Origin of the sequence: Stenotrophomonas sp. 364, assembly GCF_009832905.1 — a bacterium.
Lineage (GTDB): Bacteria > Pseudomonadota > Gammaproteobacteria > Xanthomonadales > Xanthomonadaceae > Stenotrophomonas > Stenotrophomonas maltophilia_AP.
This window is the reverse complement of record NZ_CP047135.1, coordinates 181,872-197,706: the sequence shown is the minus strand read 5'-3', so window position 1 is coordinate 197,706 and position 15,835 is coordinate 181,872. Positions and strand designations below refer to the sequence as shown.

The 15,835-nt window shown below is 67.7% G+C and carries 19 protein-coding genes; 10 read left to right on the top strand and 9 right to left on the bottom strand.

All coding sequences use genetic code 11. The features are described 5' to 3' along the window. Positions 1-11 precede the first annotated feature (11 nt). On the bottom strand, positions 12-1,982 hold the full coding sequence (locus tag GQ674_RS00910; RefSeq protein ID WP_236546159.1) for an ATP-binding protein: 1,971 nt from the start codon (positions 1,980-1,982) through the stop codon (positions 12-14). A gap of 262 nt (positions 1,983-2,244) precedes the next feature. Here GQ674_RS00910 and GQ674_RS00905 point away from each other — a divergent pair, with 262 nt between their 5' ends. Continuing rightward, complete coding sequence (locus GQ674_RS00905; protein ID WP_159495629.1) at positions 2,245-2,814, top strand: DUF3016 domain-containing protein; 570 nt, start codon at positions 2,245-2,247, stop codon at positions 2,812-2,814. 30 nt (positions 2,815-2,844) lie between these two features. On the opposite strand, the gene alr is transcribed toward GQ674_RS00905, so the two are convergent. Continuing rightward, positions 2,845-3,921 carry an alanine racemase gene (gene alr, locus GQ674_RS00900; RefSeq protein ID WP_159495628.1) on the bottom strand — a complete coding sequence of 359 codons (1,077 nt, stop codon included), beginning with the start codon at positions 3,919-3,921 and terminating at the stop codon, positions 2,845-2,847. Then, positions 3,900-5,210 carry a D-amino acid dehydrogenase gene (locus tag GQ674_RS00895; protein WP_159495627.1) on the bottom strand — a complete coding sequence of 437 codons (1,311 nt, stop codon included), beginning with the start codon at positions 5,208-5,210 and terminating at the stop codon, positions 3,900-3,902. Before GQ674_RS00895 ends, alr begins: the two co-directional genes overlap by 22 nt. 149 nt (positions 5,211-5,359) lie before the next feature. Here GQ674_RS00895 and GQ674_RS00890 point away from each other — a divergent pair, with 149 nt between their 5' ends. Further along, a complete protein-coding gene (locus tag GQ674_RS00890; RefSeq protein ID WP_038690714.1) occupies positions 5,360-5,839 on the top strand; it encodes an Lrp/AsnC ligand binding domain-containing protein in 480 nt (159 codons plus the stop codon). A 66-nt stretch (positions 5,840-5,905) separates the two neighbouring features. Here the strand turns inward: GQ674_RS00890 and GQ674_RS00885 are convergent, their stop codons facing one another. Together GQ674_RS00885 and GQ674_RS00880 are read right to left on the bottom strand one after the other, a co-directional pair. Continuing rightward, positions 5,906-6,073 carry a lana protein gene (locus GQ674_RS00885; protein ID WP_128097454.1) on the bottom strand — a complete coding sequence of 56 codons (168 nt, stop codon included), beginning with the start codon at positions 6,071-6,073 and terminating at the stop codon, positions 5,906-5,908. A 170-nt stretch (positions 6,074-6,243) separates the two neighbouring features. Then, on the bottom strand, positions 6,244-6,663 hold the full coding sequence (locus tag GQ674_RS00880) for a classical arabinogalactan protein 4 (RefSeq protein WP_159495626.1): 420 nt from the start codon (positions 6,661-6,663) through the stop codon (positions 6,244-6,246). A 141-nt stretch (positions 6,664-6,804) separates the two neighbouring features. On the opposite strand from GQ674_RS00880, the gene msrB reads away from it, so the two are divergent. From msrB to GQ674_RS00855, 5 genes are all read left to right on the top strand, one after another. After that, entirely contained in the window at positions 6,805-7,272 is a 468-nt protein-coding gene (msrB, locus tag GQ674_RS00875) for a peptide-methionine (R)-S-oxide reductase MsrB (protein ID WP_128097452.1), read from the top strand. 92 nt (positions 7,273-7,364) lie between these two features. Then, positions 7,365-8,219, top strand: coding sequence for a flagellar motor stator protein MotA (gene motA, locus GQ674_RS00870; RefSeq protein WP_128097451.1), 855 nt, complete (start codon positions 7,365-7,367; stop codon positions 8,217-8,219). Between the two features lie 9 nt (positions 8,220-8,228). Beyond that, on the top strand, positions 8,229-9,173 hold the full coding sequence (gene motB, locus GQ674_RS00865) for a flagellar motor protein MotB (RefSeq protein ID WP_159495625.1): 945 nt from the start codon (positions 8,229-8,231) through the stop codon (positions 9,171-9,173). Between the two features lie 247 nt (positions 9,174-9,420). Next, positions 9,421-9,942, top strand: a complete 522-nt coding sequence (locus GQ674_RS00860; protein ID WP_159495624.1) for a hypothetical protein — start codon at positions 9,421-9,423, stop codon at positions 9,940-9,942. A 14-nt stretch (positions 9,943-9,956) separates the two neighbouring features. Then, positions 9,957-10,232, top strand: a complete 276-nt coding sequence (locus GQ674_RS00855) for a DUF4031 domain-containing protein (protein ID WP_159495623.1) — start codon at positions 9,957-9,959, stop codon at positions 10,230-10,232. An 80-nt stretch (positions 10,233-10,312) separates the two neighbouring features. Here GQ674_RS00855 and GQ674_RS00850 read toward each other — a convergent pair whose 3' ends face one another. Continuing rightward, positions 10,313-10,855 (bottom strand): hypothetical protein, encoded by a 543-nt coding sequence (locus tag GQ674_RS00850; RefSeq protein ID WP_038692549.1) that lies wholly within the window; start codon positions 10,853-10,855, stop codon positions 10,313-10,315. Between the two features lie 138 nt (positions 10,856-10,993). On the opposite strand from GQ674_RS00850, the gene GQ674_RS00845 reads away from it, so the two are divergent. Further along, on the top strand, positions 10,994-11,245 hold the full coding sequence (locus tag GQ674_RS00845; RefSeq protein ID WP_128097447.1) for a DUF3297 family protein: 252 nt from the start codon (positions 10,994-10,996) through the stop codon (positions 11,243-11,245). A 148-nt stretch (positions 11,246-11,393) separates the two neighbouring features. Here GQ674_RS00845 and GQ674_RS00840 read toward each other — a convergent pair whose 3' ends face one another. After that, positions 11,394-13,037: a Na+/H+ antiporter gene (locus GQ674_RS00840; protein WP_159495622.1), complete on the bottom strand. Its 1,644-nt coding sequence runs from the start codon at positions 13,035-13,037 to the stop codon at positions 11,394-11,396. A 185-nt stretch (positions 13,038-13,222) separates the two neighbouring features. On the opposite strand from GQ674_RS00840, the gene GQ674_RS00835 reads away from it, so the two are divergent. Further along, entirely contained in the window at positions 13,223-13,585 is a 363-nt protein-coding gene (locus tag GQ674_RS00835) for a DUF4156 domain-containing protein (protein ID WP_159495621.1), read from the top strand. Positions 13,586-13,601: 16 nt separating this feature from the next. Here the strand turns inward: GQ674_RS00835 and GQ674_RS00830 are convergent, their stop codons facing one another. Further along, a complete protein-coding gene (locus GQ674_RS00830; protein ID WP_159495620.1) occupies positions 13,602-14,399 on the bottom strand; it encodes a class III extradiol ring-cleavage dioxygenase in 798 nt (265 codons plus the stop codon). 37 nt (positions 14,400-14,436) lie between these two features. Continuing rightward, positions 14,437-14,847 (bottom strand): DoxX family protein, encoded by a 411-nt coding sequence (locus tag GQ674_RS00825; protein WP_159495619.1) that lies wholly within the window; start codon positions 14,845-14,847, stop codon positions 14,437-14,439. A gap of 96 nt (positions 14,848-14,943) precedes the next feature. Here GQ674_RS00825 and GQ674_RS00820 point away from each other — a divergent pair, with 96 nt between their 5' ends. Then, entirely contained in the window at positions 14,944-15,825 is an 882-nt protein-coding gene (locus tag GQ674_RS00820) for a LysR family transcriptional regulator (RefSeq protein ID WP_159495618.1), read from the top strand. Positions 15,826-15,835 lie beyond the last annotated feature (10 nt).

The window sequence follows — 15,835 nt, the reverse complement described above, 5'->3', positions numbered from 1 at the left end:
CGGGTGCGGGATTACCGGCGCTGCTCGGCCAGTACGCTGCGCACGGCCGACACCAGCTGGGCCACCGAATACGGCTTGGCCACGTGCTCCTGGAAGCCGGAGGCCAGTGCCCGCTTGCGGTCGTCGGCACGGGCCAGCGCGGTCACCGCCACGGCAGGCAGCACCTGCGCTTCCACGCCGATGTCCTCGCGCAGTGTCCGTACCAGGCCGTAACCGTCCATGCCGGGCATGCCGATGTCGGTCAGCAGCACGTCGATGCCTTCATGCCCGCCGCGGTCCAGCAGGGCCAGCGCCTCGCCCGCCGATGCGGCTGCCGTGACTTCGGCGCCCTGCTCCTCCAACAGCCGGCGCAGGTACTCCAGCACTTCGGGCTGGTCTTCCACGGCCAGCAGGCGCAGGCCCTTGAGCGGGAAAGGCTCGATCACCTGTTCCCCGATCGGGCCACTGAACACCTCGCGCAGCGGGCGACCGTCGGCCTGCTGCTGGTAACGGGGCAGGCGCACGGTGAAGGTGGCGCCGTGGCCGGGACCATCGCTGGTGGCCGCCACGGTGCCGCCATGCAGTTCCACCAGCTGCTGCGCGATGGCCAGGCCCAGCCCCAGACCGCCATGGCGGCGGGTGGTGGTGCCATCGGCCTGGCGGAAGCGGCTGAACAGGTGGCGCAGGAATTCGGGAGCGATGCCGTCGCCGGTGTCGGCCACGCTGATCGACCAGTGGCCGCCGTCGTTGGCCAGGGTGACAGCCACGGTGCCTTCAGCCGGCGTGAACTTGATCGCGTTGGACAGCAGGTTCCACAGCACCTGCTGCAGCCGGGTGGCGTCGCCCAGCACCAGCGTGGGCTCGTCAGGCAGCGCCAGGGTCATGTTCAGTGCCTTGCCTTCAGCCACCAGTTCCTGCGCCCGCATGGCTTCGGTCAGCTGTGCGCGCAGGTCCAGCACTTCCACTTCCAGCTGCACCTTGCCCAGCAGCATGCTGCTCAGGTCGAGCATGTCCGAGATCAGGCGCTTCTGCGCCATGGCACTGTTGGCGATCACGCCCAGGCCCTTGTACAGCGGACTGGTGGCGTCCACGCGCTGCAGCAGCAGTTCGCTCCAGCCCAGGATGGTGGTCAGCGGGGTGCGCAGTTCGTGCGACAGCGTGGCCAGGAACTCGTCCTTGAGCCGCGCCATGTTCTCAGCGGCACTGCGCGCGGCCCGCTCGGACTGCAGCAGCTCTTCGCGCGCCATTTCAATTTCGCGGCGCTCGGTCACGTCCGGGCTGCTGCCGGCCAGGCCGATGAAGTGGCCCATGCGCGAGAACCGCGGGCGGGCATTCATTTCCAGCCAGCGCCATTGGCCATCGGCACGCAGGCCACGCACCAGCGCATGCATCGACCGCTGCGCCTTCAGTGCTTCCTGCAGCTCGTAATCGAATACGGACGCATCATCGGGATGGACCAGGCCGCGCCAGACGTTCTCGGGCACGCGCTGTTCGTCGCCGCCGAAAAACTCGCTGAAAGCGCTGTTGACGAAGCGCGCATGGCCCGCTTCGTCCAGCACCCACACCGGCATGGGCAGGCCATCGGCGAGCGCACTGAAGCGCGCTTCACTTTCGGCCAGTTCCACTTCGATCTGCTTGCGGTTGCTGATATCGAAGAACACCACGGCCACCTGGTGGTCGCCGGGTTCGCCCACCCGCACCGCTTCCACCGAGTACCAGCGGCCCAGCGCACGGGCTTCCAGTTCAAACTGCTGGGATTGGCCGGTCACGGCCACCTGGCCGTAGATGCGGAACCAGTCCGGCTCGTGGTCCGGCCGCAGCGCGGTCATGCGCTGCCCGCGCGCGTTGACCAGGCCGGTGTTGCGCTCGAAAGCGTCGTTCACCTCGAGAAAGCGGTAGTCCACCGCCCTGCTGTCCTCGAACAGCACCTCGATCACGCAGAAGCCGGCGTTCATCTGCTCCAGCACGCTGCCATACTTCCCGGCATGGGACGCAGCGGTCATGAAAGGGGGGCGTTCAAGAGTGGAAGTGGGCAGGCTGGGCAAGGGCGTCAAGGGGGCAACTGGCGAAACAGAGAGACACAGCATCTTCCAGAGAGCGTATTCGTAGCGTCAAGCGCCATGGGTCGGGGTTGACGTGAGCGAAGACCTAGGTGAATTGGCGGCAACCGCTCCTGCGGCTGACGCAATTGCCGATTGTCCCACCGGGTGATCAGGATCACACTGAAACCCTGATCCCGTCTGTGATCGTGATCGAGGAGTCGTCATGAACCGCAAACCGTTGGTGGCCGGTCTGTTGACCTGCTTGTTGGTGATCGGCAGCGCGAACGCCGCGGGCCCTCGTACCGTGACCGACCCCCAGGCGCCCCGCGCCCTGAGCGGCGATGGCCCGGTCAAGGTGTCGTGGACCGACCCGGCCCAGTTCACCGAGATCCGGCAAAGCACCAACCGCTTCGAAGCCCAGCGTGGCAACTGGGTCCAGCAGCTGGCCACCTACGTCCAGACCAGCGCCGCCAAGCAGCTGCAGCCGGGCCAGACGCTGGATGTGACCCTGACCGACATCAAGCGCGCCGGTGACTACGAGCCGTGGCACGGGCCGCGCGGCAACGATATCCGCATCCTGCGCGACATCTACCCGCCGCGCATCGCGCTGACCTTCACCCTGACCGATGCCCAGGGCCAGGTGCTGGCGCAGGGCGAGCGCAAGCTGTCCGACAGCGGCTACCTGCACAATATCGGCCTGCAGCGCGATACCGACCCGCTGCGCTATGAGAAGCGGCTGGTGGATGACTGGGTGCGCCGCGACCTGCGCAGCGACACCACCGCCAGCCGATGATGGTGGCGCCACGCCGGGCGTGGCCCCCTCTTAGCCGCCCAGGTGCTGGTGCGGCACCCGCTTGACCGCGCACGGCAGCTGATAGGCGCTGACCCCGCATAGCGGCGCCAGCACATCCAGCCGCGGTGACTCACCCCACAGGGTCACCGTGCTGCCGACCCCGGCGTCGGGCAGGTCGGTCAGGTCCACGGTGAGCATGTCCATCGACACCCGACCGATCAGCGTGCCGGGCTGCCCGTCGATCTGCACCGGGGTGCCATTCGGGGCGAACTGCGGGTAGCCGTCGGCATAGCCCAGGGCCACCACACCCACCCGGGTGGGGCGCTGCGCGACGAACCGCGCGCCATAGCCGACCGGTTCGCCGGTGCCGATCTCACGCACCGCGAAGACCTTCGACTGCATGGTCATGACCGGCCGCAACCGCTCCGTCAGCGCCGACTGGGTGGGCAGCGGGTTGGCGCCGTACAGCATCAGCCCCGGACGCACCCAATCGCTGCGCACGTCCGGCCAGCCCAGCAGGGCCGGCGAATTGCACAGGCTGGTCTCACCGGCCAGGCCATCGATGGTGGCGGCGAACAGGTCGGCCTGCTCGCGCGTGCGCTGGCTGTCCAGCTCGTCGGCCCGGGCCATGTGGCTCATCAGCACCATCGGTGCCACCTGCGGCAGCGCGCTCAGGCGGGCGTGCGCGGCGCGGAAGTCGGCCGGCGACAGGCCCAGGCGGTGCATGCCGCTGTCCAGCTTCAACCAGATCTTCAGCCGGGCGGTGGTCTGGAAGGCCAGCACCGCCTCCACCTGCCACGGCGCGCCCACGGCGAACCACAGGTCGTGCTGCACGATCAGCGGCAGTTCGTTGGCGTCGAAGAAGCCTTCCAGCAGCACGATCGGCGTGGTGATGCCGGCCTGGCGCAGTTCCAGCGCCTCTTCGATGCAGGCCACGCCGAACGCGTCGGCCTGGCCCTGCAGCGCGCGCGCGCAGGCAACCGCGCCGTGGCCGTAGGCATCGGCCTTGATGGCCGCCAGGGTCTTGCGACCGCCGCCCAGTTCACGGGCAAGCTGGAAATTGGCGCGCAACGCGTCCAGGTCAATCAACGCGCGGGCTGGGCGCATGCTTTGGGCTCACTATGAACAACGGATGCGGCCGTGTGGCCGTAGCGGAAGATATCCAGGCCTTCGGTACTGATCTGCGGCTGGCGCGCGCTCATCAGGTCGGCCAGGTAACGGCCCGAACCGCAGGCCATGGTCCACCCCAGCGTGCCGTGGCCGGTGTTGAGGAACAGGTTGCGGTACGGGGTGGCGCCGATCACCGGGGTGCCATCGGGCGTGGCCGGGCGCAGGCCGGTCCAGAACTCGGCGCGCGACAGGTCGCCGCCGTCCGGGTACAGATCGCCCACCACTTTTTCCAGGGTGGCGCGGCGGCGCGGCGACAGCGACAGGTCGAACCCGCCCACTTCAGCCATCCCGCCCACGCGGATACGGTCATCGAAGCGGGTCACCGCCACCTTGTAGCTCTCGTCCAGGATGGTCGAGGTGGGGGCCATGGCCGGATGGGTGATCGGCAGGGTCAGCGAGTAGCCCTTGAGCGGGTAGACCGGCAGGCGCAGGCCAAGCGGGTCCACCAGCGACGGCGAATAGCTGCCCAGCGCGACCACATAGCGGTCGGCCGTTTCCAGCTTGCCGTCGATGCGCACGCCGGTGATGCGGTCGCCGTCGGTCTGCAGGCCGGCGATGTCCTGGTCGAAGCGGAACTCGACGCCGGCGTCCACGCACATCTGCGCCAGGCGCCGGGTGAACAGCTGGCAGTCGCCGGTCTGGTCGCGCGGCAACCACAGCGCGCCGACCAGCTTGTCGGCCACCCCGGCCAGGGCCGGTTCGTGGGCAATGATGCCGTCGCGATCCAGCACCTTGTAGGGCACCCCGTACTGGGCCAGCACTTCGATGTCCTGCGCCGAGGCGTCCAGCTGCTGCTGGGTGCGGAACAGCTGGGTGGTGCCGAGGTCGCGGCCTTCGAACGCGATGCCGGTCTCGCGGCGCAGCTCGTTCAGGCAGTCGCGGCTGTACTCGGACATGCGCACCATGCGCGCCTTGTTGATCGCGTAGCGCTCATGGGTGCAGTTGCGCAGCATCTGCGCCAGCCAGGCGTACTGGCGCCAGTCCAGGCCGGGGCGGATGGCCAGCGGGGCGTGTTCGGAGAACAGCCACTTGACCGCCTTGAGCGGCACGCCCGGCGCGGCCCACGGCGAGGTGTAGCCGAACGACAGCTGGCCGGCGTTGGCGAAACTGGTTTCCAGCGCCGGACCGGGCTGACGGTCCACGACCGTGACTTCAAACCCGGCCTGCCGCAGGTACCAGGCACTGGTGGTGCCGATGACGCCGCTGCCAAGGACTAGAACGCGCATGTAGCTTCTCCGACCCGATCATTCCCTGCACTGGAGCGTGCCGGGACCATAATTACGGAAGTATATTCCGGCCAAACCAAGCTTTTGCCCTGTTTTTAGGAGCGATGACAGGATATTGTCGCGCCAACCCCCATGCCTGGATGACGCCGATGGCCGTGCGCCCCCGCGAACTGGACAAGATCGACCGCAAGATCCTGCGCATCCTGCAGGACGAAGGCCGCATTTCCTTCACCGAACTGGGCGAACGGGTGGGCCTGTCGACCACGCCCTGCACCGAACGGGTGCGGCGGCTGGAACGCGATGGGGCCATCACCGGCTACTACGCCAAGCTCGACCCGCACTACCTCAAGGCCAGCCTGCTGGTGTTCGTGGAGATCAGCCTGGCCTACAAATCCGGCGACATCTTCGAGGAGTTCCGCCGCGCGGCATTGAAGCTGCCCAACGTGCTGGAGTGCCACCTGGTGTCGGGCGATTTCGACTACCTGCTCAAGGCGCGCATCAGCGAGATGGCGTCCTACCGCAAGCTGCTCGGCAGCACCCTGCTGACCCTGCCGCACGTGCGCGAATCCAAGAGCTACATCGTGATGGAAGAGGTGAAGGAAACGCTGACCCTGCCGATCCCGGATTGAACCGCGGCCCTCAACGCAGAAGGCGGCGCGCTTGCGCGCACCGCCTTGGTCATGCAATCCCGCGCGTCAGCGCTGTTGTTTGGAATCGGGGTGACGCTGGTCCGGCTGCTTGCCCTTCTGGTTCTGCTGGTCCCACTGTTGCTGGTTCTGCTGTCCGGCCTTCTGGTGCTGTTGCTGACTGCCCTGCTGTTCCTGCGGCATCTTGCCGCCTTTCTGGTTCTGCTGGTTGGTCATGATTGCACTCTTCTGGAAAACCCTTCGGAATACGCCGCGTTCCGGCGCACGTGAAGGGTCGCGCGAAAACGGTTAAACACAGGCGAAAAAGCGGTGAGATGTCGCGTTGATGCAGCTGACTGTGCGGCTTGGTTTGTGCACGGTTCATGCACTGCGTCCGCCAGCACTGCTTACGGTCGGATCTGCTGCCCATCGCCGCTGGGAAGGGCGTCGTAATACTTGCCGGTGCGGGTATCGAGCACCCGGTTGGGTCCGACCTGTTTGGCGCCGGGAATGATCCGTCCGTGGCGGTCATACACCTTGGGTTGCAGGGTGGGTCCCTGGATCGGTTGCGCCGGGCCGGTGTCGCGCGCCTGGATGGGATGGCTGCGCAGTTGCTGCTGGACCTGGCTGTTGGACTTCACCGGGGCCATCTGCCCGGACAGGCTCTCCACCGGTGCAGGGCGCACGGGGGTAGGCAGCGGCGCCGGCGGGGCCACCACCACCGGGCGGGTCGCGGTGGGACTGGGCGGGGGGCCGATCTGGGCCATGCCGATGGCCGGCAACAGCATCAGGCCCAGCGCGGTGGCGAAGCGGACGTGGCGGGACATGGCAGGCTCCGGCGGTGATCGATACTGCACCTTGCACCCACGCGGGTATCAGCACCATGAACGCACCCGGGCCACCGGGGCGCTGGCTTGAAGCCCGCCATCCCGGCCCAATCTTGAACCTATCCCCGCGAGGAACCGCCAATGACCGCCTTCGATCTCTCTCCCCCCAGCGACGCCCAGCGCGACGCCCTGGTGGCCGGCCTCAGCGCCGACGAACGCCGCGTGCTGCTCCAGCACGGCACCGAAGCGCCGTTCTGCGGCGTGTTCCTGGACAACAAGCAGGACGGCGTCTACGGCTGCCGCCTGTGCGGTCTGCCGCTGTTCCGCTCCAGCACCAAGTTCGACTCCGGCACCGGCTGGCCCAGCTTCTTCGCCCCGTTCGATCCGGCCCACGTGCGCGAGATCCGCGACATCAGCCACGGCATGATCCGCACCGAGATCGTCTGCGCGCGGTGTGACAGCCATCTCGGCCATGTGTTCCCCGATGGCCCGCCGCCGACCCACGAGCGCCACTGCCTGAACTCGGTCTCGCTGTCGTTCACCCCGAACGGACAGGCCTATCCGGATCCGCTGCAGCGCGGCGGGGCCGAGGCGCAACCGGCCGGCTGAATCCGTAAAAGTGTGACATTGAGCGAACGCCCCCCTTCAGAAAACCGGGGGCGGGGCCGACATGGAGGTATCCCCTACTCCGCGCCGGCCCCATGCTCATCATCGTTGGATTCCTCATTGTCATCATCAGCGTGCTCGGCGGCTACGTCGGCGCGCACGGCAAGCTGGGCGCCCTGTGGCAGCCCTATGAGCTGGTCATCATCGGCGGCGCGGCACTGGGCGCGTTCCTGGTCGGCACCCCGTTCAAGACCGTCAAGCAGACCCTGAAGGCCACCGTGGGCGTGTTCAAGGGCCCGGCCTACAAGCAGCAGGACTACATCGACGTCCTGAGCCTGCTCTACGAACTGCTCAACAAGGCCCGCCGCGAAGGCTTCATGGCGCTGGAAGACCATGTGGAGCGCCCGGCCGAAAGCAGCATCTTCGCCAACTACCCCAAGGTGCAGGCCGACCACCATCTGGTGGACTTCATCACCGACTGCCTGCGCCTGATGATCGGCAGCAACATCGAGCCGCACGAACTGGAGCCGCTGCTGGAGCTGGAGCTGGAAAAGCACCATGCCGAAGCGATGCAGCCCTCGGCGGTGCTCAACAAGGTGTCCGACGGCCTGCCCGGCTTTGGCATCGTGGCCGCGGTGCTGGGCATCGTGATCACCATGGGCTCGATCGGTGGCGAAATCACCGAAGTGGGCGCGCACGTCGCCGGCGCGCTGGTCGGTACCTTCCTGGGCATCCTGCTGGCCTACGGCTTCGTCAGCCCGCTGGCCGCGGCCGTGGAAGCGCGCGCCGAGCAGGACAGCCGCATCTATGAGTCGGTGAAGACCGCGCTGCTGGCCTGCCTGCGCGGCTACAACCCGAAGATCGCGCTGGAATTCGCCCGCAAGACCCTGCCCTCGAACGTGCGCCCGGGCTTCAGCGCCTTCGAGCAGCACCTGAAGACGGTCAAGTAAGGCACCCCCATGGCCGAGAACAAACCCACCGTCATCGTCCGCCGGGTCAGGAAGGCCGGCCACGCTGCCCACCATGGCGGCGCCTGGAAAGTGGCCTACGCCGACTTCGTCACCGCGATGATGGCGTTCTTCCTGGTGCTGTGGCTGATGGCCGCCACCACCAAGCCCGAGCGCGCGGCCATCTCCGAGTACTTCCGCAACCCCAGCCCGCTGGTCGGGCAGAGTTCCACCCCGGCGCCCGGCATGGCCGGCCCGGGCGGGGCCAGCACCTCGATGATCAAACTGGGCGGCGCCACCGACATCTCGCGGGGCAACAGCAACGACCCGTTCCAGGCCCAGCAGACCGCCAAGCCGATCCCGCAGACCGAACGTGAGCGCGAACAGCAGCAGCTGGAAGCGCTGAAGCGGGAGCTGGAAGAGGCCATCAGCAAGAGCCAGGCGCTGGAGCCGTTCAAGGACCAGCTCCTGCTGGACCTGACCCCGGAAGGCCTGCGCATCCAGATCGTGGACAAGCAGAACCGCCCGATGTTCGACATGGGCAGTGCCGCGCTCAAGCCGTACACGCGCGAGATCCTGCGCGAGTTGTCGCAGTTCATCAACCACGTGCCGAACCGGATCAGCATCACCGGCCACACCGACACCACCGCCTACAACGCGGTGCACGGCTACAGCAACTGGGAGCTCAGCGCCGACCGCGCCAACGCCGCCCGGCGCGCGTTGCTGGACGGTGGCATGACCGAAGAGAAGGTGACCCGCGTGGTCGGCCTGTCCTCGTCGGTGCTGTTCGACAAGGCCCAGCCGGACAACCCGATCAACCGCCGCATCAGCATCGTGGTGATGACCAAGGCAGCCGAAGCGGCAGCGCTGGCCGGTGCCGGGCAGGAGGTGGCGTTGTCGCCCACCACCGGCGACGCCGACATCCACGCCGCACAGGCCCCGGCGGCGACGCCCTGACCGGGGGTTTGCCGGGGGTTGGTCAGCCGTGCGGGCCGGTCGGAGGGCCGCACGGACGGTCGGTGCGCGCCACGTTCGGTTGATGCCTGCACGCCCAGACGATGCACGCGCCACGCCCGGGTAGGGTCGCGCCCCAGCCGACTGCACGCGCGTGGGCAGCGTTCGATATGGGCATGACCGGAAGGGCCGACGTCTGCGGCCAACCCCCATTACAATGGCCGCTTTCCACGTACAGATAGATCCCACCATGTCCAAGCAGTCCAAGGCCAAGCGCGACAAGCGCAAGAAGCTGCAGCCCAAGCGCCCGATCAACCGCCTCAACGCCCAGCAGCAGGTGCAGAACCACGCCGTGCTGACCAACGAAGAGGGCCAGGTGGTGGCCGCCATCGGCCTGCAGGGCACCGAATGGCTGCTGGCCATCGGCGGCCAGACCATGGGCAACGCCGACAACCCGATCCCGATGCTGGCCATGCTCAAGCACCTGTCCAACGTGCAGGAAAAGGAAGGCCGCAAGGTCAACCTGGAATACTCGACCCAGCTGCAGCAGCTGATCGACGACCTGGCCGCCGACGAAGGCAAGACCGCCGACGACTACCTGGCCCAGCTGGTGTCCGAGTTTGAAGGTGTGGAAGGCGAAGAAGGCGACGACGCCGAAACCGCTGAAACCACTGCCGACGCCAGCGACGACGCCCCGGTGGCAGACGAAACCGGCACCGATGCCGCCGCCGACGCCCCCCCGGCCGCCAGCGACGACAAGCCGCAGGCCTGAGCCACGGCCACCCGGTGACGGTCTATATCGACGATGCGGTCCACCCCTGGCGCGGCGAGCGCTGGGCGCATCTGATGGCCGACACCCTGCCCGAGCTGCACGCCATGGCGGCGCAGCTCGGGATTCCGCGACGGGCGTTCCAGAACCGCCCCAGCGGCGCGCATTACGACATCCCCGCCCCGCTGCGCCTGCAGGCCATCGCGCTGGGCGCACAGGCCATCTCGCGGCACACCGACCGCGTACTGGTCAAAGCCGTCATCGCCAACGCGCGTACTCAATACCTGCCTTAGGCAGGTATTGAGTACGCGCGTTGCGCCCCGCGCCTTGCTACGCAAGCCGCGGGGCCGCACCGGTCAACCCGCAGCACGCATCAGAACGGGTCCGAACCCGGCCGCACTTCCACGCCCAGCAGCGAGCACAGCGCCAGCATGGCGTCATCGTCGCGGTTGAGCGCCATCCAGCCGGCCAGGCCGCCATTGCCCGTATCCACGCTCCACAGCGCGTAGTTGTGCTCGCGCAGGCGGTCGTGCGCGGTGGCCATCAGCGCCGGGGCATCGGTGGCGGCGGCGAAATCCTCATCGTCCAGGTCGCCACCCCAGTCCAGCTGCAGGTTCCAGCGTGCCGCCAGCTCGTTGATCGCCGACACCAGCGCATCGGGATCCTCGCGGTCCACTTCGAACCCGGACTGCCAGGCAATGGCGGCCATCAACGGCGGCAGCCAGTCGGCCTCCTCATCGATCTCCTCGCCGCTTTCCAGCAGCGCCTCGCGCCAGCGGTTGAACTGCTGCAGCGCCAGCTCGTCATCGCCGGGGTTGATCAGCACGAACAGGTTCCAGATCCGCGCCTCGAAGTCGTCTTCGTCGAAATCGCGCTCGTCTTCTTCGAAGTCGAAATAATCGCTGTTGTCAGGCATGACCGGTAGTTCCTTGAGGCAGGCGGGCATTCTGCCGTGCAGCGGCGTTGGCAGGAAGCGAAATTCGGCGTGGGCCGCGCCGCGGTTTATCCTGTGCGCCTGGAAGATGGCCGTGGTGGCCGTCACAACTGAATGACCATGAGCGATACCCCTCCCGATCACCTGGCGATCAACCCGACCAGCCCCTTCCACGATGCGGCCGCCCTGGAGCGCGGGGTGGGCATCCGTTTCAACGACGTCGAGCGCGACAACGTTGAAGAGTATTCGGTCAGCGAAGGCTGGATCCGCGTGCAGGCCGGCAAGGCCCGTGACCGCCGTGGCAACCCGATGACCATCAAGATCAAGGGCACCGTGGTGGCGTATTACCTGGACCAGAAAGCCGACGCGTAAGCCGCGTTGATGGCCGGCCCGTAACGGCCGCCCCCGGGGGGTAGAGCCACCCCATGGGTGGCTGTTTCCCGGGCAAGGCGCGCGCCAGACATCGGGCATTGCGACAGCCACCCATGGGGTGGCTCTACCCGGTGGACGTGCCCCGGTTTCAATCGCGTTGGCGGGTTTCCAGCAGGTCCAGGTTGCGGATCAGCTTGCGCGAGACCTCGTCGGAGATGGTGCCGCGCCGGGTCAACCGGAACAGCTCCTCGCGCTCGGCGGTGAGCCCGGCGCCGCGCAGCTGGCGGTAGCCCTGCTCCATGCGCTGCACCTTTTCCGGATCCGCATCCGGGCCGTCGTCCTTCTCAAGATTGCGCTGGTACAGCAGGCTCACCCGTGAGGCGGCGTCGTTGTAGAGCTGCACGTTCTCGGTGGTCTGGTTCTGCACCAGCTGCTGGCGCATGCGCTCCACCCCGGCCAGCGCCGCCTTGGACGCCAGCCGCCGGGCCAGATCCTCGGCCTTGCGCTCGCCCGAATCGGCCGGCAGTTCCAGCCCCTTCAACAACCGCGGCAATGCCACGCTGGCACCGACAAGCGACACCAGGATCACCGCCGCGGCCAGGAAGATCACCAGGTCGCGCGCCGGGAAGGCGCTGCCATCGGGCAGGAACAACGGCAGGGTGAGCACGCCGGCCAGGGTGATCGCACCGCGCACACCGGCCACCGAGGTGGCCACCACGATCCGCCACGACGTACCCGGCCGCGCTTCACCGCGGTGGCGCGCCCGCAGCACGCTCCAGCGCAGCGACAGCCACACCCAGGCCAGGCGCAGCAGCACCAGCGCCAGGTTGATCACCACCACGTACACCAGCAGCCACCACGCGCTGTGGTGGCCGCTCTCGCTGACGGTGGTGATGGCGCGTTCGACGATGCCCGGCAACTGCTCGCCCAGCAGCACGAACATGATGCCGTTGAAGCTGAACTGCAGCATTCCCCACACGGCCGCGCGCTGCACGCGCATGCTGCCCGACACCCGGCCGGTGAGCTCGACGTAGCTCATGGTGATGCCCGCTGCCACCGCCGCCAGAATGCCCGACGCGTTGGCCTCTTCGGCCAGCAGGTAGGCGGCGAACGGAATCAGCAGGTTGACCAGCAGCGCTGCACCGGGCTCCTCGCCAAAGCGCCGCCACAGCCAGCGCTGGAAGGTGGACACGCCCAGGGTAACGGCCGCGCCGATCGCCACGCCGGCCAGCGCCACCCACAGGAAGGTGAGCGATGCGGTGGCCAGCGAGAAGCTGCCGGTCATCACCGCGGCCACGGCAAAGCGGAAGCAGACCAGGCCGGACGCATCGTTCAACAGCGACTCGCCTTCCAGGATGTGCATCAGCCGCTTGGGAATGGGCGCACGCGATGCGATCGATCCCACCGCCACCGGGTCGGTGGGCGAGATGATCGCCGCCAGCGCGAAGGCCACCGCCAACGGCATCACCGGAATCATCCAGTGGATCAGGAAGCCGGCGCCGATCACGGTGAACACCACCAGGCCGAACGCTAGCTCCAGGATCACGCCCTTGTCGCGGAACAGGCCCTGCTTGGGAATACGCCAGCCGTCCAGAAACAGCAGCGGCGGCAGGAACAGCAGGAAGAACATCTCCGGTTCCAGCGCGTGGCCACGGTTGAACACCCCGGCGATGACCGCGCCCAGGCCGATCTGCACCAACGGCAGCGGCAACGACAGCGGCAACACCCGGACCAGATAGCCGCTGGCGACTACGGCCACCAGCATCGCCAGGACGACTTCAATGGTATGCATTCGATTGGTGAAAGAAGTGCGACTTCAGGGCACGAACGTAACACAGCTGTTTGGCCGCCAGGCCGCAACGCGGTGACCGACCACACGCTGAATCCAGTGATTGGGCGTCATCGAATGACGTCACTGCCTCCTGATGCCTGCACGGTGGGTATCGTGCCCGCTCTTCCCGCTCACCCCCTAGTCCGATGAAGCCAGGTTCCATCCGCACCACGCTCGCAATGGCCATGATGTTCGCCGGCCTGCTGGCCGGCTGTGCCTCCACTCCCGTCACCCGCCATGCGGCGCAGGTTCGGGTTACCCACAACGAGCCCGTCGGCTGCCAGTTCCTCGGCGACGTCACCGGCAGCCAGGGCAATTTCCTCACCGGTGCCTATACGTCCAACAAGAACCTGGAGTCGGGCGCACGCAATGACCTGAAGAACCGCGCGGCCGCGATGGGCGGCAACGTGGTGTACCTGCTGACCGACCGCGCCGGCGTCACCGGTCGCCAGGGCAGCCAGGCACAGACCAATGTGACCTTGAGCGGCAACGTGTATCGCTGCGACTGAGCCCCCGCCACGCGCCTCAACGCGTGGCGTGCCCATCGAAGCGGTAGATGTCCATCGCCAGGAATCCCGCATCGATACCCGCATCGATGCGCTGCGCACCCAGCGTGTCACTCCCGGCAGCGCCCATGGCCACATGCAGCGGCTGCAGGTGCTCGTCGGTCGGGTGCGCCTGCGCTGCGTGCGGCGCGCGGGCACGGTAGTCGAGCAGCGCGGCGGTGTCGTCCTCCTGCAGGCGCTGTTCGACCCAGCCGATGAAGGGCCGCACGTACGGCGCTTCCTTGCCGTCCTGGTAATGGCCCCAGTCGTGCAGGTTGTGGGTGATGCTGCCCGAGCCGATCACCAGCACGCCCTGCTCGCGCAGCGGTGCCAGTGCGCGGCCCAGCGCGAACTGGTGGGCCGGCCCCAGCAGCGGCTGGATCGCCAGCGGTACCACCGGAATGTCGGCCTGCGGATACAGGAAGCGCAGCGGCACCCAGGCGCCGTGGTCGAGGCCGCGGTTGCGGTCGAGCGCGGTCGGCAGCCCGGCCGCCGCCAGCCGCGCGGCGATCTCGCCGGCCAGGGCCGGGTCGCCCGGGGCCGGGTATTGCAGGTCGAACAGCGCCTGCGGGAAGCCGCCAAAATCGTGGATGGTGGGCGGTTGCGCGTGCGCGCCCACTGTCGGCTGGTGGGTCAGCCAGTGCGCCGAGGCCATCACAATGGCGCGCGGGCGCGGCAACTGCGCGGCCAGCGCCGCGAGGCGTTGGCCGACCAGACCGGGGTGGAGCGCGGTCATCGGCGAACCATGGGAGATGTACAGCGAAGGCAGACGGGACATCACAGGCTCCAAGGAAGGATCAACGACGGTGCGGTGCTCAGCGCGAGGCGAGCGTCCACTTGCCGTCCCCGATGCAGAACAGCACCAGCAGCGCCAGCGCCCAGAACGCCGGGTATTCCCAGCCGCCGCCGGCATTGGCGAAGCTGAAACCATTGGCACCGTGCACGCTGACGATGGTGCCCAGCAGCAGCGGCACGCCCAGCAGTCCCACCCACCGCGCGTACACGCCCAGCAACAGCGCAGCGGCCAGGGTCAGTTCCAGCACAAGGGCCACGTAACCGAGTGCGCCGGGCAGGCCCAGCGACTGGAAGTGCGCCGCGGTGCCGGCCGGAGTGAATACCAGCAGCTTGGTCAGGCCATGGACCAGGAACAGCACGCCCAGGCTCCAGCGCAGCAGAGTGGCGCCGACGGGGGCGAGCGAGGAAACGCGGACAGCGGTGGTAGGCATGGGACACCTCGCGGACTAGGATGACGACAGGTTATTGCGCTCACCCTTGGCGATAAATACGATCAGACGACGCTGTTTATTACAGGATCTGAAACAATGGATACCCTCGACGCGATGCGGGTGTTCGTGGCGGTGGTGGAACGCAACGGCTTCAGCGCGGCTGCCCAGGCCCTGGACATGTCCACCGCCGGGGTCACCCGGCAGATCGCCGCATTGGAAAAGCGCCTGTCCACGCGCCTGCTCAACCGCACCACGCGGCGGGTAAGTCCCACCAGCACCGGCGCGGCCTACTACGCGCAATGCGTGCAGCTGCTGGCCCAGTTCGACGCACTGGAAGCAGGCATCGGGGCGCAGGCGCTGGAACCGTCGGGCCTGCTGCGGGTCAACGCCCCGGTCAGCTACGGCATCGCCCGGCTGGGGCCGCTGCTGGCCGGTTACCGCGCGCGCTACCCGCAGGTGCAGCTGGACCTGTCGTTGTCAGACCGCCTGGTGGACATGGTGGAAGAAGGCTACGACGTGGCCATCCGCATCACCCGCCAGCCGAACCCCGCGCTGATCGCACGCAAGCTGGCCGACACCCACATCACCCTGTGTGCCGCCCCCGCCTACCTGGACGCCCATGGCCGCCCGCAGCAGCCCGAAGACCTGGCCGGCCACGAATGCCTGGGCTACAGCTACTGGGGTGGCGGCGACAGCTGGCAGCTGCGCGGCCCGCGCGGCGAGGTGTCCGTGCCGGTGCACGGCGGCCTGCGCGCCAACAACGGCGACGTGCTGCGTGAAGCCGCATTGGTCGGCATGGGCATCATCCTGCAGCCGGACTTCCTGATCGCCGACGCGCTGGCCGACGGCCGCCTGGAACGCCTGCTGCCCGACTGGGAGATCGCCCCGATCGGCATTTTCGCCGTCTACACCAGCCGCAACCATCTGGCCCCGAAGGTGCGCAGCTTCATCGACTACCTGGTGGAGGCGTTGGGGTGACTGCGGACGT

Excerpts from the sequence above, each read along its gene's own strand:
- GQ674_RS00910 (WP_236546159.1), bottom strand. The coding sequence starts at position 1,982 with ATGACCGCTGCGTCCCATGCCGGGAAGTATGGCAGCGTGCTGGAGCAG.
- GQ674_RS00905 (WP_159495629.1), top strand. The coding sequence starts at position 2,245 with ATGAACCGCAAACCGTTGGTGGCCGGTCTGTTGACCTGCTTGTTGGTG.
- alr (WP_159495628.1), bottom strand. The coding sequence starts at position 3,921 with ATGCGCCCAGCCCGCGCGTTGATTGACCTGGACGCGTTGCGCGCCAAT.
- GQ674_RS00895 (WP_159495627.1), bottom strand. The coding sequence starts at position 5,210 with ATGCGCGTTCTAGTCCTTGGCAGCGGCGTCATCGGCACCACCAGTGCC.
- GQ674_RS00890 (WP_038690714.1), top strand. The coding sequence starts at position 5,360 with ATGGCCGTGCGCCCCCGCGAACTGGACAAGATCGACCGCAAGATCCTG.
- GQ674_RS00885 (WP_128097454.1), bottom strand. The coding sequence starts at position 6,073 with ATGACCAACCAGCAGAACCAGAAAGGCGGCAAGATGCCGCAGGAACAG.
- GQ674_RS00880 (WP_159495626.1), bottom strand. The coding sequence starts at position 6,663 with ATGTCCCGCCACGTCCGCTTCGCCACCGCGCTGGGCCTGATGCTGTTG.
- msrB (WP_128097452.1), top strand. The coding sequence starts at position 6,805 with ATGACCGCCTTCGATCTCTCTCCCCCCAGCGACGCCCAGCGCGACGCC.
- motA (WP_128097451.1), top strand. The coding sequence starts at position 7,365 with ATGCTCATCATCGTTGGATTCCTCATTGTCATCATCAGCGTGCTCGGC.
- motB (WP_159495625.1), top strand. The coding sequence starts at position 8,229 with ATGGCCGAGAACAAACCCACCGTCATCGTCCGCCGGGTCAGGAAGGCC.
- GQ674_RS00860 (WP_159495624.1), top strand. The coding sequence starts at position 9,421 with ATGTCCAAGCAGTCCAAGGCCAAGCGCGACAAGCGCAAGAAGCTGCAG.
- GQ674_RS00850 (WP_038692549.1), bottom strand. The coding sequence starts at position 10,855 with ATGCCTGACAACAGCGATTATTTCGACTTCGAAGAAGACGAGCGCGAT.
- GQ674_RS00845 (WP_128097447.1), top strand. The coding sequence starts at position 10,994 with ATGAGCGATACCCCTCCCGATCACCTGGCGATCAACCCGACCAGCCCC.
- GQ674_RS00840 (WP_159495622.1), bottom strand. The coding sequence starts at position 13,037 with ATGCATACCATTGAAGTCGTCCTGGCGATGCTGGTGGCCGTAGTCGCC.
- GQ674_RS00835 (WP_159495621.1), top strand. The coding sequence starts at position 13,223 with ATGAAGCCAGGTTCCATCCGCACCACGCTCGCAATGGCCATGATGTTC.
- GQ674_RS00830 (WP_159495620.1), bottom strand. The coding sequence starts at position 14,399 with ATGTCCCGTCTGCCTTCGCTGTACATCTCCCATGGTTCGCCGATGACC.
- GQ674_RS00825 (WP_159495619.1), bottom strand. The coding sequence starts at position 14,847 with ATGCCTACCACCGCTGTCCGCGTTTCCTCGCTCGCCCCCGTCGGCGCC.
- GQ674_RS00820 (WP_159495618.1), top strand. The coding sequence starts at position 14,944 with ATGGATACCCTCGACGCGATGCGGGTGTTCGTGGCGGTGGTGGAACGC.